The organism is Streptomyces sp. NPDC003032 (genome assembly GCF_053591415.1).
Genome location: NZ_JBSFTT010000003.1, coordinates 20,117 through 36,339 on the forward strand (window position 1 = coordinate 20,117; position 16,223 = coordinate 36,339).

Below are 16,223 nucleotides of genomic sequence, written 5' to 3' on the forward strand. Positions count from 1 at the left end.
GACGTAAGCCGGGGGAAGCCGGGGGAAGCCGATGATCTCTGTAGTCGCCGTCAGCGGAGCGAGCCTTGACCGTGGAACACAGAACGACCTGACCATGCGCGCCGTCACGGGACGCGGAGAGCTCGACCTCTTCTCCCGGTTCCCCTACGTCCTCAACGGGGAATCGGCGGACGACCTCGCCGCCGGCCGCCGACGCCCGGAATGGATGTGGGTCGCCCTGCGCGGTGACCGCCCGCTGGCCAGGGTTGCCTGGTGGAGCCGGCCCGACGACACGCCCCTCATCCTGGACGTCCTCGACATCGACGACAGCGCGTCGCGCCCCGATCGCCTGGACACCGGGGTGCGGCTCTTGCGGACCTCGATGGCCGCCACGCTCCCGCACGGTTCGCGCCCTCCGCCGTACAGCCGTTCCGTCCCACCGGACTGGTGTGGGAGGCGGCCGTGCGGCATTACGAGGACGACCTCGCGGGTTACCCGAGCCCCCGGGACTGGTGGCGGGTCGCCACCCCGCCCCATGGAGAGCCGGTGGGATTCGTCGTCCCGGCCCACAACGGCTTCAGCCCGATCATCGCCTACCTCGCGGTCCTGCCCCGGCACCGCGGCAACGGCTACATCGACGACATCCTCGCGGAGGGCACCCGCATCCTCGCCGAGCAGGACGCCCCGCGCGTCCGCGCGTCCACAGACCTCGGCGACATCCCGATGGCGAACGCCTTCCGGCGGGCCGGATACGTCAATTTCGGGCGTGCGATCAATATGACCTGGGGCTGATGGAGCCGACCACTACACCTTCGCCGGCTCCTTGCCGCCCTCGCTCCGCCGCTCCGGCACGGAAGCCGCGGCCTCCGGTGACTCCAGGCCGTGCCCGTCGTCGAGCAACGTACGTTCGTCGAACGGAAGCTGACCGGCGAGGACCGCCGTGACCCGCTCCTTGTCGACCTCCTTGGTCCACGTGCCGATGAGCAGCGTGGCCACCGCGTTGCCCGCGAAGTTGGTGAGGGCGCGGGCCTCGCTCATGAAGCGGTCGACGCCGATGATCAGGCCGACGCCGTCGACCAAGGCGGGCTTGTGCGACTGCAGACCGCTCGCGAGGACCGCGATGCCCGAGCCGGAGACGCCCGCCGCGCCCTTGGACGCGATCATCATGAAGAGGAGCAGCGAGATCTGCTCGCCGATGCCGAGCGGCTGGTCCATGGCGTCGGCGATGAAGAGCGAGGCCATGGTCAGGTAGATCATCGTGCCGTCGAGGTTGAAGGAGTAGCCGGTCGGGACGGTGATGCCGACGACCGGGCGGCTGACCCCCAGGTGCTCCATCTTCGCGATGAGCCGCGGCAGCGCGGACTCCGAGGAGGAGGTGGAGAGGATCAGCAGGAACTCGCGGCCCAGGTACTTCAGGAGCTTGAAGAGGTTGACCCCGGCCACCATGCGCACCAGCGTGCCGAGCACGATCACGATGAACAGGGCGCAGGTGACGTAGAACCCGATCATGATCGTGGCGAGCGCCTTGAGCGCGTCGACGCCGGTCTCGCCGATGACGGCGGCCATCGCGCCGAACGCGCCCACGGGAGCGGCCCACATGATCATGCCGAGTACCCGGAAGACGAGCTTCTGGATGTGCTCGATGCCGCGCAGCACCGGCTCGCCGGAGCGCCCCATGGCCTGCAGTCCGAAGCCCACGAGCAGTGCGACGAGCAGCGTCTGCAGCACCTCGCCCTGGGTGAAGGCGGAGACGAGCGTGGTCGGGATGATGCCGAGCGCGAAGTCGACGAGACCCTCGTCGGCCGAGTCGGCCGCGGTGTGGCCCGCGCCCTTCACGGACTCGGTGAGGTCCATGCCGGAGCCCGGGTGGAGGATGTTGCCGACGAGGAGGCCGATGGCGAGCGCGACGACGGACATCGCGACGAAGTAGGCGAGCGCGAGCCCGCCCACCTTGCCGACCTTGGCGGCCTTGCGGACGGAGCCGACGCCGAGAACGATCGTGCAGAAGATGATCGGCGAGATCATCATCTTGATCAGGTTCACGAAGCCGGTGCCGACCGGCTTCAGCTCCTTGGCGAAGTCCGGCCAGATGAAGCCGACGGCGATGCCGAGCAGCACGGCGCCGATGACGGCGATGTAGAGGTAGTGCGTGCGGTCCCGCTTGGCCGCGGGTGCCTTCTGCGGGTCAGCCGTGCTGGTCACGGGCCCTCCTTGAACGACGACGTCGGCGTTGTGGTGCCTGGCGGTGCGGTGCGTGCCGCGTGACGCGTGACGCGTGACGCGTGATGCCCATGCCTGGCGATGGCGCCTGCAGTGCGTGCGGCTCACGTCCTGGGCGATCCCGGCGACTATCTCCCGCTCTGTGAGGGCGGTCACCCTTACGTTCATTTCGTTCGCACTTATACGACCGCCGGTCCCGCGCCGAGCCGGCCGCTCGTGCGAAGGGGCAGACTGGCACCATGTCCCGCACCCGCCCGCCCCGCCGTCGCCGTCTGCCGCGCAGCCTGGCGGGCCAGCTCTTCGCGATGCAGATCGTGCTGGTCACGGCCGTGGTCGCCGGGTGCGCGCTCTTCACGTATCTGAGCGACAAGCACCAGGCGGAGGACGGCGCGCGCCGCCAGGCGACCGCGGCGGCGCGGGCGGTCGCGGACTCCCCTTCTGTACGAGACGCCATACGCGGCGACGACCCGTCGAAGGAGCTCCAGCCGTACGCGTCCCGGGTGCAGCGGCACACCGGCGTCGCCTTCGTCACGATCATGGACCCCCGCGGCATCCGCTGGACCCACCCCGACGAGCGGCGCATCGGCGAGCGTTTCCTCGGCCACACGGCGCAGGCCCTGCGCGGAAAGACCTTCGCGGAGACGTACACGGGGACGCTCGGCCCGTCCGTACGCGTGGTCACACCGATCCGGGCGGGCGAGGCGGGTGACGGCCGGATCGTCGGCCTGGTCAGCGCGGGCATCACCATCGAGGAGATCACCGCCAAGGCGCGCGGCCAGCTCCTCGCGCTGCTCGGTGTCGCCGCGGCGGCGCTCGTCCTCGGTGGCATCGGTACGTACGTCATCAACGCCCGCCTGCGCCGCAGCACCCACGGCATGAACGCGGCCGAGCTGAGCCGCATGCACGACTATCACGAGGCGGCGCTGCACGCGGTGCGCGAGGGACTCCTGATGCTCGACGGACAGCGGCGGATCGCGCTGATCAACGACGCGGGCCGGGAACTCCTCGGCGTCTCCGGTGACACGGTCGGGCACAACGTCGCGGAACTGGGGCTGCCCGCGCCGCTCACGGGGGCGCTCCTCGCCTCCGAGTCTCGGGTGGACGAGCTGCATCTGACCGCCGACCGCGTGGTGGTCGTCAACACCTCCCCCGTGACGGGCGGCGAGCGCAAGGGGACGGTGGTCACCCTGCGCGACCACACCGAACTCCAGGCGCTGACAGGCGAGTTGGACTCGGAGCGCGGTTTCACGCGGGCGCTGCGCTCGCAGGCCCACGAGGCCGCGAACCGCCTCCACACGGTGGTCTCCCTCATCGAACTGGGCCGCGCGGACGAGGCCGTCGACTTCGCCACCGCCGAACTGGAGCTGGCGCAGGCGCTGACCGACCAGGTGGTGGCCGCCGTCAGCGAACCGGTTCTCGCGGCGCTGCTCCTCGGCAAGGCGGCGCAGGCCAACGAGCACGGCGTGGAGCTCGTCGTCTCGGACGACAGCAGCATCGACGACGGCATGCTTCCGGCGTCCCTGTCCTCCCGTGACCTGGTGACCGTCCTCGGCAACCTCATCGACAACGCGGTCGACGCGGCACAGGGTTCACCGGCGGCGCGGGTCACGGTGACGGCACGGGCGGACGAGGCGGGCCTCCTCCTGCGCGTCTCGGACACGGGCCCCGGCGTCGACCCCGCGCTGCGGGACGCGGTCTTCGAACGGGGCTGGTCGACGAAGGCGTCCAGGGGCCGCGGCCTCGGCCTGGCCCTGGTCCACCAGACGGTGACGAGGAACGGTGGCGTGCTCTCCGTACGGGAGTCGCCTGAGGGGGGCGCGGAGTTCGAGGTGACGCTGACGGCGAGGGGGGCTCCTCCGGCTGGGGGCGACGGTGCCGCTGCCGTTGCCGCTGCTGCTGCGTCCACGGTGCCGGGTGCCCATCAAGAGGGCGCCGACCAAGAGGACGCCCGTCAACAGGGCGTCGCCCGAAGCACGGCTGGCCGAGCCCCGGCCCAGGGCACCGCCCAGAGAGACAGCACCCAGTGATCCGCGTACTCGTAGTCGAAGACGACCCCGTCGCGGCGGACGCCCACGTCCTCTACGTCAACCGCGTCCCCGGCTTCGAAGCCATGGCCAAGCCCGCCCACTCCGCCGCCGAGGCCCGCCGCGTCCTCGACCGCAGCCCGGTCGACCTGATCCTCCTGGATCTGCACCTCCCCGACGGGCACGGCCTCCAGCTGGCCCGTTCCCTGCGCGCCGCGGGCCACCCGACGGACGTGATCGCGGTGACATCGGCCCGTGACCTGGCGGTGGTCCGCGAGGGCGTGTCCCTGGGCGTCGTCCAGTACGTCCTCAAGCCCTTCACCTTCGCCACCCTCCGCGACCGCCTGACCCGCTACGCGGAGTTCCGCACGGCGGCCGCCGAGGGCGAGGCCACCGGCCAGGACGAGGTGGACCGCGCGCTCGCCACACTGCGCGCGCCCGGCCCCGTCGCGCTACCGAAGGGCCTCAGCGGCCCCACCCTCGAACGTGTCATCCGCACCCTGCGGGCCGCGCCCGACGGCCTGACCGCCACCGCCGCCGCCCAGTCGGCGGGCCTGTCCCGCATCACCGCGCGCCGCTACCTGGAACACCTGGTCGACACGGCACGCGCGGCCCGCAGCCCCCAGTACGGCCATGTCGGGCGCCCCGAACTGGTCTACCGGTGGCTCACCGCGACGGAGTGACATCCCACGGGCGGCCCCCGATGGACGTACGCCCTATAACAACGTTGTCACATTGACGACGAGCGCCAACGCCCATCCGTGGCACGGGGCATTGACCTTGCTCCGAGCACGCCCTTACGTTCACCGGGCAGCCCCGCGTCGCAACCCCGCGTTGTAGGAGGTCGTGCCCGTGCGTCCCACCACCACCCCGCTGCTCCTCACCGCCACCGCCACCGCCCTGCTGGCCGCCGGCACCCTCACCGCGTGCGGCGGCGGTTCCGGCGACGACCCCGACACCGTGAAGGTCTCGTTCAAGCAGTCCACGGACAACGAGATCAGGGTCATGGACACCTATCTGGCGGACATCAAGAAGCAGTTCGAGAAGGCGAACCCCGGCAAGAAGGTCAAACTGGTGCCGATCAAGGCGCCGGACTCCGAGTACTACACCAAGCTTCAGCAGATGCTGCGCTCCCCCAAGACCGCGCCCGACCTGGTGTACGAGGACACGTTCCTCATCAACTCGGACATCACCAGCGGGTACTTGAGGCCGCTCGACCCGTACCTGGGCAAGTGGAAGGACTGGGATCAGTTCATCGACACGGCCAAGACGGCGGCGAAGGCGGCCGACGGCAAGACGTACGGCGTGCCGGACGGCACGGACACGCGCGGCCTCTGGTTCAGCAAGGCGATCTTCAAGAAGGCGGGCCTGCCGGCGGACTGGCAGCCGAAGAACTGGGACGAGGTCCTCGACGCGGCCCGCGCGATCAAGGAGAAGGTCCCGGGCGTCACCCCCCTGAACGTCTACACCGGAAAGCCGGCCGGTGAGGCGGCGGCGATGCAGGGTTTCCAGATGCTCGCGTACGGCACGGGCAAGGACCCCCTGTACGACCCGGAGGCGAAGAAATGGGTCACCGGCAGCAAGGGCTTCAAGGACTCCCTGAAGTTCGTGGAGACGGTCTACGAGGAGAAGCTCGGCCCCGACGTCTCCGACGCGCTCGACCCCAACTTCGCGACGCGTGTACGCGGTGAGCTGCTGCCGGAGGGCAAGCTCGGCATCGCCCTCGACGGCTCCTGGCTCCCCCAGGACTGGGGCGAGGGCGCCGGCCACGAGTGGCCGCAGTGGTCGCGGAAGCTGGGCCTCGCCGCCATGCCGACGCAGCACGGCCAGGCGCCCGGCAAGGTGAGCATGTCCGGCGGCTGGACGTGGGCGATCCCCTCCAAGGCGGGCAACCCCGACCTGGCGTTCAAGTTCATCGAGACGATGCAGACCAAGGCCAACGCCAAGAAGTGGTACGTCGCCAACTCGGGCATCGCGGTCCGCGAGGACGTCGCGGCCGACCCCGCGTACGTGAAGGCACAGCCCGGCATCAAGTTCTTCACGGACCTGGTCGCCTCGACGCACTACCGGCCCGCGTACCCCGCGTACCCGAAGGTCTCCACGGCGATCCAGGAGGCGATGGAGTCGGTGACGACGGGCGACAGCTCGGTGGAGGAGGCGGCGCGCGCCTACGACGAGGAGGTCGAGTCGGCAACGGACGGCGAGGTCACGAAGAAGTAGGGGGCGAGGGCGAGGGCGAGGTTCGGAGCTGGAGCCGGGGGAGCCCCGGGTCCCACACCGCCCGCACCGCCCGCACCGCCCGCACCCCGCCGTCACCCGCCCTCACCACCCCGCGTTCCCGCGTTCCCGCGCCCGCGCGTTCCCGCGCCCCGCGCCCCGCGCCCCGCGCCCCGCGCCCCCGCAGAGAGTGAGTGCCCGTACGTGACTACCGCACCCGCCGCCGGGTCCCCGGCCGGCCCGCCCGCCGGGCCCGGCGGCTCCAAGACCGCGACGGGACCGGCCGCCCCACCGCCGGGCCCCCGCGCCAGTGCCCGCGTCCGCCGGGGGCTGATCAGGGCCCTGCCCGTCTCTCCCGCCGTCGTCCTGCTCGCGCTGTTCCTCGCGGGGCCGATCGGCTACTGCGGGTACATCGCCTTCACCGACCTCCAGTTGACCGGTCAGGCCGAGTCCAGCTTCATCGGGTTCGACAACTTCCGTGAGGCGTTCGGCGACGAGCGGTTCCTCAACGCGGTCTGGCTCACCCTGGTCTTCACAGTCGTCTCCTCCCTCATCGGCCAGAACACGCTGGGCCTGGCCCTCGCCTCCCTCATGCAGCGCGCGTCGAAGCCGGTCCGCACTCTCACGGGCGCCATCGTCGTCACGGCCTGGGTCCTGCCGGAGGTCGTCGCGGGCTTCCTGCTCTACGCGTACTTCCGCCGCGAGGGCACCCTCAACGCGGTCCTGGACTTCCTCCATCTCCCCACCCAGAACTGGCTGTTCACGCTCCCGATCCTGGCGGTCTCGTTCGCGAACGTATGGCGCGGCACGGCCTTCTCGATGCTGGTCTACTCCGCCGCCCTCAACGAGATCCCCAAGGAGATCACCGAGGCCGCCGAGGTCGACGGCGCGAGCGGCTGGCGCCGCATGTGGCACATCACGCTGCCGATGATCCGCCGCTCGATCGGCACGAACCTCATGCTCAACACCCTCCAGACGCTCTCCGTCTTCGGCCTGATCTGGGTGATGACGCGCGGCGGCCCCGGCAACCGCAGCCAGACCCTCCCCCTGTTCATGTACGAACAGGCCTTCCAGAAGAGCATGATCGGCTACGGCACGGCGGTGGCCCTGCTCCTCCTCCTGGTCGGCTCGCTCTTCTCGCTCGTCTATATGCGCCTGCTGCGTACGGAGGTCTGAGTGCCCGACAACAAGCGTTCGCGCGCGCCGCGTTCACGCCGCACGAAGCACCGACTGGCAGCGGACGCGGGCCTGCTGGTCGTGGCGGCGGCGTTCGTCCTCCCCCTGGCCTGGGTGATCCTGTCCTCCTTCGATCCGGAGGCGGACTTGCGGGTACGGCTCCCCGACAGCCTCACCCTGGACAACTACGACAAGGTCCTCACCCCCGAGATCACCTTCACCCCGCTCCTCAACAGCCTGCTGCTGTGCGGCGGCGGCACCCTGCTCACGGTGGTCTGCGCGGCCCTCGCCGCGTACCCCCTCTCCCGCTACCGGTCCCGCCTGAACCGCCCCTTCATGCTGACGATCCTCTTCGCGACGAGCCTGCCGATCACGGCGATCATGGTCCCGGTGTACGCGCTGTTCGTACAGGTCGACCTGATCGACACGATGCAGGGCACGATCTTCTTCTTCGCCGCGTCCCAACTGCCCTTCGCCATCTGGCTGATGAAGAACTTCATGGACGGTGTCCCGAAGGAACTGGAGGAGGCGGCGTGGACGGACGGCGCGTCGTCGTTCCAGTCCCTGCTCCGGATCGTCCTGCCTCTGATGGGCCCGGGAGTGGCGGTGGTAACGGTCTTCTCATTCGTCATGATGTGGGGCAACTTCTTCGTCCCCTTCATGCTCCTGCTCACTCCGGAGCAGATGCCGGCGTCGGTCAGCATCAACGACTTCTTCGGCAACAAGGGGACGGTGGTCTACGGCCAGCTGGCCGCGTTCTCCATCCTCTACTCGACCCCGGTGATCCTCCTGTACGTCCTGGTCTCGCGCCGCCTGGGCGGGGGCTTCGCGTTGGGCGGGGCGGTGAAGGGCTGAGGCACAGAACTGTGACATACGTTCGCGCCGATACATCCCTCGCGCCCCATTCGTGCCGGGACATCTCCCTGGTATCAGGCCTCGCCTCGCACTAGCGTGCTGAGCCCGCGCCCTCTCCCACCTGCCAGGAGCCGACAGTGAACCGCCCTCTCCGCCTCGCGACGGCCGCGCTCACCGCGTCCGCGGCCCTGCTGCTGACGTCCTGCGGCAGCGACGACAAGTCCTCCGGGGGCGATGACAAGATCGCCGGTGCGGAGCAGGGGGACGGCAAGTCCAAGAAGCCCTCGCCCACACCGCAGGAGAAGCGGGCCGAGCGCCCCGAGATCAAGCTGCCGTCGGACCTGTCGTACGAGTTCGAGTGGACCAAGACCGGCGACAAGGACAAGGACGCGGTCCTGGCCGACACCGAGCAGTACCTGAAAGCGGTCGACATGGCCATCGCCGAGCAGAAGCCCCTGCACGAGGCCTACCGCTTCTACTCCGAAGGCGACGCGGCGGCAGCCAGCCAGAAGTTCGTCCAGGAGTACGTCGAGTACAAGGACCGGATCACCGGCGCCAAGCGGTACTACAACGCGCGGGTCGACGTGACGGGCGGCAAGACGGCAGGCCTCGTCTACTGCGAGGACCAGCGCAAGGCGCACAACAAGAGCCTCAAGACAGGAAAGACCGCCAAGGCCGCCGCGCCTTCGAAGGACGACTTCGTGCTGTACAGCAGCCGACTGCGCGTGAACGAACAGGGCGTCTGGGTCACCGAGACGACCACATCCGACCGGGGGAACGCCACATGTCAGCCATGAGAAGGAAACCGCTCATAGCCGCCGGGGCCGTGGCGATGGCCGCGACGCTGCTCCTGTCGATGCCCGTGTCGGCGCGCACCGGCCACGGCGGCAGCACCAACGGCGCCGCCGAAGGCCCCACCGAGGACGGCGGCGACGGCTCCCTGCTGGCCACAGCCGGCGGCATCAGCTACGACGACTCCAAGAACGGCAGCGGCCCGAAGGCCGGCCCCATCGCCCCCACGGGCGACTACAGCCCGCCCCCCTGCTGGTACGGTCCGGCCTACACACCCGCCCAGTTCAAGAAGGAACGTGAGGCGGTCTGGGCGGTGGACTCCACGGGCCACCAGTGGGACCTGGAGCAGCGCAAGCGTTACGTCGAGGGCGAGCCGTACAAGAACTTCAACCTCGACAAGGCCGGCAAGGGCTACTGGTGGACGTCGTACCCCAACAAGACCTACCCGCCCGGCTGGGACAAGTGCACCAAGGAGACCTTCTGGGTCGACGAGAACGAGCCTCCCCCCGCCGACATCCCCGCCATCGACCCGGAGATCCTGGCGAAACTCGCCTACGCCAGAATCCGCGTACCCGGCACGAAGGTGTCCCTGGCCCCCGAGGCCGAGACCAAGGTGAACCTGCCCACGTGGGCGTGGCTGGACGGCGCGGAGTTCAAGCCGGTGTCGGTCACGGCCAGGGTGGACGTCCTCGACATCGAGGCGACGACGACCGCCGAACCGATCTCCCTCAAGATCGACCCCGGCACGCCGGACGCCGAGACGTATCCCGCGTCCGGCGTCTGCGACCTCACGGGAGACAAGATCGGTGAGCCGTACGCCAAGGGCAAGTCCAAGCAGACCCCGCCCTGCGGCGTGAAGTACCTGCGCTCCTCGGGCGACGGCTCGTTCCCGCTGAAGGCGACGGTCACGTGGAAGATCCACTGGACCGGCACAGGCGTGCCTGACGAACAGCTGCTCCCCGACGGTGAGTTCGGCGCGGAACAGGACGTGGTGGTCCAGGAGATCCAGGCCATCAACCGATAGGTGACGGGGGTCGCGGTATGGCAGGGAATCGTCCACGGGACTGGCACGTCCTGGACCTGGACAAGGACCCGACGCCGGGTGATCCGGACCGGGTCCGCAAACTCGCCAAGGACCTGCACGACTTCTCCGACGACGTCGGCAAGGTCCTCCGCGACATCAAGGGCATGGCGGGCGAGGAAGCCATCCTCCAGTGGGCGGGCAAGACCGCCGAGGCCTTCACGGAGAAGTTCGAGGACGCCCCGAGCAAGCTGAAGAAGCTCAAGAAGTCCTACGGGATGGCGGGCGACGCCCTCGCCGCCTACTGGCCGGAACTGGAGCGCGCCCAGTCCCTCGCCGACAAGGCGCTCATCAAGGGCCGCGAGGCCCAGGCCGACCTGTCCTCCGCCAAGTCCCGCCTGTCCTCCGCCGACTCCTGGGTGGAGAAGGCGGGCAAGGAGGCCGACAAGTACAAGGACGAGGGCGGCAAGGGTTCGGGCGGCGGCAAGGATGTGCCCAAGCCCGACCCGGACAAGGTCAGGGCCGCCACCCGCAACGCGACCTCCGCCGAGAGCGCCCAGAAGTCCGCCAAATCCGACGTCACCTCCGCGCAGAACGCCCTCGACGCCGCGAAGAAGATGGCCGAGGACGCCCGCAGAATGCGGGAAGAGGCCGCCGGGACGGCCAAGCGGAAGATCGACGAGGCGTCCGACGCGGGTATCCGGAACCGCAAGTGGTGGGAGGAGATCGGCGACTGGGTCTCCGACAACTGGGACACCATCATCGCCGTCTGCAAGGTCGTCGTCGCCGTCGTCGGCATCATCGCGATGATCGTCGGCGGACCCATCCTCGCCGCGATCGTCATCGTGGCCGGAGTCATCGTCCTTGCCGACACCCTCAACAAATACCGAAAAGGCCAAGCAGGCCTGCTCGATGTCGCGTTCGCGGCACTGGACTGCGTACCGGGCATGAAGGGCCTGACCACCGCCGCCAAACTCGGCAAGGGGCTGAAGGGCCTCAAGGGCGGACTGAAGGGTTTCAAGTCGGCCCGCACAGCGCTGAAGGACGGTGCCAAGGGCGCGTACAACCGGGTCAAGAGCAAGATCAAGGGATGCGGCGACCCGGTGGACGTGGCCACCGGGCAGATGTTCCTCGACGCGACCGACGTCACGCTGCCCGGCACCCTGCCACTGGTCTTCACCCGCCGGGTCGCCTCGGGCTACCGCAGCGGCGGCTGGTTCGGCCCCACCTGGACCTCCACCCTCGACCAGCGCCTTGAAGTCGACGAGGACGGTGTCGTCTTCGTCACCGAGGACGGCATGCTCCTCGCCTACCCCCACCCCGAGGGCCCCGACGCACCCGTGCTGCCCGACGGTGGGCCCCGCTGGCCCCTGGAACGTCTGGACGACGGCGGCTACCGCCTCACCGACCCACTCACCGGCCACACCCGCCACTTCACGCCACCCGACCCCGACGACGGCGTGGCCCTCCTGGCACGGGTATCCGACCGCCATCACAACACCATCGACTTCGACTACGAGGCCGACGGGGCCCCGGTGGCGATCCGCCACTGCGGCGGCTACCACCTGAAGCTGACCGTCGAGGACGACCGCGTCACCGCCCTCGCGCTGGCGGACGACGGCACCGACATCACGATCAAGCGGTACGGCTACACCGACGGCGACCTCACCACCGTCACCAACTCCTCCGGTCGGTCACTGACTTTCACCTACGACCACGACAGACGCATCACATCCTGGCTGGACACCAACCAGAGTCTGTACAACTACGCCTATGACTCCCGAGGGCGGTGTGTGAGCCAGAGTGGGGAGTCCGGGTACCTTGCGAATACTTTCTCGTATGACTGCGCCGACCAGGAATTCGCAGACCAGCGCATCACAACCGTCACAGACGCCGACGGAGCCGAAGCGCGTTATGTGATCGATTCCAGCTGTCTGGTCGTGTGCGAGATCGACCCTCTGGGAAACAGGGTCCACACAGCCTACGACGAGTTCCACCACGTGGCTTCGCGAACGGACGCGCTGACAAATACCACGCAGTTCGTCCACAATGAGCACGGGCAACCGCTTCGAGTGCGACGTCCGGACGACGCGGTGACCCAGCTGGAGTACAACGAACTCTGCCGTCCCGTCAGGGTCACACTGCCGGACGGAAATTCCTGGATTCGGAAGTACGACGCCAGAGGTAACTGTCTGGAGGTCATCGACCCGACTGGCTCCGTCACGCGATACGCGTTCGACGAGTCCGGCGGGCCGACGTCCGTCACGGACCCGCTCGGCGCCACCACGTATATACGCAGCAACGCCGCCGGCCTGCCCCTCCAGATCGTCGACCCGCTCGGGAACAGCATCACCTATGAGTACAACAGCTTCGGTCGGCCAGTAGTCAGCATCGACGCGACGGGTGGAAGGACCGAGCAGAGCTGGACCATTGAAGGGCGCATAAGCCGCCGTACCGCGCCCGACGGCTCGGTGGAGGCGTGGTCGTACGACGGCGAGGGCAACTGCCTCAGCTACACGGACCCCGCGGGTGCCGTCACGCACTACGAGTACTCACATTTCGACGTACTGACCGCGCGTCTCGAACCCGGCGGAATGCGGCACGAATTCACGTACGACTCAGCACTCCGGTTGATCGAGGTCCGCAACCCGCTGGGTCGCACATGGAGATATCAGTACGATCCTGCGGGGCGACTGACCTCTGAGATCGACTTCGACGGACGTGAGATCAGATATGACCACGACGCGGCGGGCAGACTCATATCCCGTACGAATCCGTTGGGCCAACAGATCCGGTATGAGCGCGACGCCCTCGGCCAGATGGTGCGCAAGGAGGCGGAGGCCGAGGTCAGCACCTACTCCTATGACGTCTTGGGAAACCTGACAGAGGCGTCGAACCCGCACTCATCAGTACATCTGCGCCGAGACAGCAAGGGCGCGCTCGTAGCCGAGACGGTCAACGGCCGTACGGTCACTTACGAGTACGACGCGGTGGGGCGCCGCACGCGCCGCGTGACCCCTTCCGGAGCCATCGGAGAGTGGTCTTATGACGCAGTCGGAAACCGCACGAGTCTGACGTCCTCGGCCCGCACGATGGGGTTCCAGCATGATTCCCAGGGCAGGGAGGTGTCACGTACCACCGACGCGTCCGTCGCCGTGAACAACGCCTATGACCTGCTCGGACGCCTGACCGACCAAACGGTCACCGCGCGCGATGGCCACACCGTTCAGCGGCGTTCCTACGCCTACCGAACTGACGGTTACCCGACCTCCATCGACGACCGATTGAACGGGGCCGTCCGGTTCAGCCACGACAGTGCCGGTCGGATCCTGACGGCCGACGCCGAGAGCTGGTCCGAACGCTATGCCTACGACGACGCGGGAAACCTGCTGTCAGCGGATTGGCCGCCTACCCATGCCGGCCGAGAGGCGGTCGGGACTCGGAGCTATGAGGGCACCGCCATACTCCGGGCAGGCCGGGTCCGGTACGAGTACGACCGAGCCGGACGCATCACGCTCCGTCAAAAGAAGCGGATGTCGCACCGGCCCGATACATGGCACTACACATGGGATGCCGAGGACCGGCTGACCTGCGCCATCACACCGGACGGAACGGAATGGCGCTACCGGTACGACCCATTCGGCCGGAGAATCGCCAAGGAACGTCTCACCGAGGGACACGTCACCGAGTCGACGGCCTTCACCTGGGAAGGCACGACCCTCTGCGAGCAGACGACCAGATCACAGCAGCTGGGGAATCAGATCACGCTGACGTGGGACCACGTCGGTCTTCTCCCAGTAGCTCAGACCGAGAGCCGCACCGCCCTGGAGGCCCCGCAAGCGGAGGTGGACCAAAGGTTCTTCACGATCGTGAGCGACCTCGTGGGAACGCCGACCGAGCTGCTTGACGAAACTGGCGAGATCGCCTGGCGTGCGCGACGGACCGTCTGGGGCGTTACTACGTGGAACTCCGACGCGACAACCTACACGCCGCTTCGGCATCCAGGTCAGTACTTCGACCCCGAGACCGAGCTGCATTACAACTGCTTCCGCTACTACGATCCCCAAACAGCGCGGTACTTGACACTCGATCCGCTCGGACTCACCCCGGCCCCCAACCCCGTCACGTTTGTCCACAACCCACACGCCCTTTCCGACCCTCTTGGCCTTGCACCCTGCCGAGAGTTCTTCACAGTGCAGTCGCCCGCCGACGCAGCCCGGCTCCGGGGTGGTGGTGAGCCCTGGCCTTCGTCCATGCACCGGGCTCACTTCGGAGAGGGTGTCTACTCGTGGGCCTCGCGGAGCGACGCAGAACGGTACTTCGCCATCAAATCGAAGCGTACGGACGAACTGGAGATGGTGCGCTTCACCATCCCGGAAGCAGAGTTCGCCAAGCTGCGCAAGGCCGATATATCGAAGATGACAGACGATGAAGCCGATGCCTTTATCGACAGATACAGCCTCATGTCCGATACCGGCAAAACGGATCACGGGTATCAGTACATCACGCGTCCGACAAACCTCGGCAGTGAGCATTTCTTCGACAAGTCCGTCATGCACCTCCTCAAGTTCGACTGATGGTGAGAAAGATGAAGTCCAGGACCGTCACATACCGCAAGTTCATGGGCCCCTGGGGGCTGTTGGTGAATCTCACGGCCTGTGTGAGCCATGGGGAACGGCCCGACCCCGCGGACCAGGCCGTTTCCGACCGGCTCTATCTACGTGTCCTGGACCGGTTCGCCGATGACGAAGATGTCAAGTTTCTGATGCTGGGTCTGCGCCTCATGGCCCAGCCCGTCCTCGCCGCTTGTGACGAGGACACGATCGGCATTCACGTGCAAGAGCTCGACTACCTGCCGACGGACTACCAACCGGAGGCCGCCGCGCTGGCCATGATGACGTGGATCGGCGCCGAGTTCGGTGTGGAGATTCCGCAGATCGATATCGAGTTCGACCGGGCGACCGGATACTCGGTCAGCTGGCCGGAAGACCTCTAAGGGCGCAGTGCGGCATAACAGCCGCATCGGGTCGGCGCCTCAAGCCCGCTTCCAAGGCTGCGCCCCGTAGCTTCCCACCAATCCGCAACCTCGTAGGAACACACCGTAGTCGCCACCCCCAGGGGCGCCTACCGTGTGCCCGTGCAACCGAGCCCCCCGAGCCAGCCCACGCCCCCCTTCAACTTCCCCGCCGCCCGTCGCCTGCGCGAAGCGCTCGGGATGGCGCACGGGCATGTCGCGTATGGGATGCGGGCCGGTTACGGGCTCACGTACATCACCGCCGACACCGTCGCCGCCTGGGAGCGCGGGCTCGCCTCGCCCAGCTCCGCCGAGCTCGCCGCGCTGGCGGCCACGCTCTGGTGTTCGCCCGGGGAACTCATGGGCGCCGCGCGGACCCTGCGCGAGCACCGGATCGCCCGGGGGCTCGCCCCCGAGGACGTCGCGCGGCAGGCGGGCGTCGAGGTCCAGGCGTATCTGCGGATGGAGGAGACCAACGGCTGGCGCGGCAACGAGCGGCAGTCCGCCGCCCTCTCCCGAACCCTCGGCCTGTCGCTGCCCGACTTCGTGACCGTGACCGGGCGGTCCGAGCCGCTCGCCGAGCTGTTGCGCAGTGCCGTCACCACCCGGTGGCAGGGATACGTGCGGTCCGTCGCCAAGCTGCTGCCCGTGGAGCGGCGGCACGTCGAGGACGTGCTGCGGCAGATGCACGAGGACTACCAGTCACGGATGGCGCGGACGCTGAGCTGGGGCGGCGGCGCCAGTTCGGACGCGTCCGGCGAGGCCGGGCGGGACTATCTCGAACGGATCCTCGACCATTTCTGGCCCCTCGTCCGAGGCGGAGAGGGAGGCGGGCAGGCCTCCTAGAGGAGAGGTGTCAAGCCCCGTAGCAAGCCCAGCAGCAAGCCCCATAGAGAGGCGTCAAGCCTCATATGGGCGTCAAAGC

General features: G+C 68.3%; 12 protein-coding genes. 11 read left to right on the plus strand and 1 reads right to left on the minus strand.

All coding sequences use genetic code 11. The annotated features are described in order from the left end of the window. Positions 1-441: 441 nt before the first annotated feature. A complete protein-coding gene (locus tag ACWDZ7_RS04690; protein WP_451794835.1) occupies positions 442-771 on the plus strand; it encodes a GNAT family N-acetyltransferase in 330 nt (109 codons plus the stop codon). A gap of 12 nt (positions 772-783) precedes the next feature. Here the strand turns inward: ACWDZ7_RS04690 and ACWDZ7_RS04695 are convergent, their stop codons facing one another. Continuing rightward, positions 784-2,181 (minus strand): cation:dicarboxylate symporter family transporter, encoded by a 1,398-nt coding sequence (locus tag ACWDZ7_RS04695; RefSeq protein WP_451794837.1) that lies wholly within the window; start codon positions 2,179-2,181, stop codon positions 784-786. Between the two features lie 257 nt (positions 2,182-2,438). Here ACWDZ7_RS04695 and ACWDZ7_RS04700 point away from each other — a divergent pair, with 257 nt between their 5' ends. From ACWDZ7_RS04700 to ACWDZ7_RS04745, 10 genes are all read left to right on the plus strand, one after another. Then, positions 2,439-4,226: a sensor histidine kinase gene (locus ACWDZ7_RS04700; protein ID WP_451794839.1), complete on the plus strand. Its 1,788-nt coding sequence runs from the start codon at positions 2,439-2,441 to the stop codon at positions 4,224-4,226. Then, positions 4,223-4,906: a response regulator gene (locus tag ACWDZ7_RS04705; RefSeq protein ID WP_451794841.1), complete on the plus strand. Its 684-nt coding sequence runs from the start codon at positions 4,223-4,225 to the stop codon at positions 4,904-4,906. Before ACWDZ7_RS04700 ends, ACWDZ7_RS04705 begins: the two co-directional genes overlap by 4 nt. A 163-nt stretch (positions 4,907-5,069) precedes the next feature. Continuing rightward, positions 5,070-6,443 (plus strand): extracellular solute-binding protein, encoded by a 1,374-nt coding sequence (locus ACWDZ7_RS04710; RefSeq protein ID WP_451794843.1) that lies wholly within the window; start codon positions 5,070-5,072, stop codon positions 6,441-6,443. Positions 6,444-6,644: 201 nt separating this feature from the next. Next, a complete protein-coding gene (locus tag ACWDZ7_RS04715; protein WP_451794845.1) occupies positions 6,645-7,616 on the plus strand; it encodes a carbohydrate ABC transporter permease in 972 nt (323 codons plus the stop codon). Then, complete coding sequence (locus ACWDZ7_RS04720) at positions 7,617-8,471, plus strand: carbohydrate ABC transporter permease (RefSeq protein ID WP_451794847.1); 855 nt, start codon at positions 7,617-7,619, stop codon at positions 8,469-8,471. A gap of 137 nt (positions 8,472-8,608) precedes the next feature. Next, positions 8,609-9,268, plus strand: a complete 660-nt coding sequence (locus tag ACWDZ7_RS04725) for a hypothetical protein (protein ID WP_451794849.1) — start codon at positions 8,609-8,611, stop codon at positions 9,266-9,268. After that, on the plus strand, positions 9,256-10,287 hold the full coding sequence (locus tag ACWDZ7_RS04730; protein ID WP_451794851.1) for a hypothetical protein: 1,032 nt from the start codon (positions 9,256-9,258) through the stop codon (positions 10,285-10,287). Before ACWDZ7_RS04725 ends, ACWDZ7_RS04730 begins: the two co-directional genes overlap by 13 nt. A 17-nt stretch (positions 10,288-10,304) precedes the next feature. Continuing rightward, a complete protein-coding gene (locus ACWDZ7_RS04735) occupies positions 10,305-14,861 on the plus strand; it encodes a DUF6531 domain-containing protein (RefSeq protein WP_451794853.1) in 4,557 nt (1,518 codons plus the stop codon). Between the two features lie 11 nt (positions 14,862-14,872). Then, positions 14,873-15,280: a hypothetical protein gene (locus ACWDZ7_RS04740; protein ID WP_451794855.1), complete on the plus strand. Its 408-nt coding sequence runs from the start codon at positions 14,873-14,875 to the stop codon at positions 15,278-15,280. Positions 15,281-15,415: 135 nt separating this feature from the next. Further along, positions 15,416-16,144, plus strand: a complete 729-nt coding sequence (locus ACWDZ7_RS04745; RefSeq protein WP_451794856.1) for a helix-turn-helix domain-containing protein — start codon at positions 15,416-15,418, stop codon at positions 16,142-16,144. Positions 16,145-16,223 lie beyond the last annotated feature (79 nt).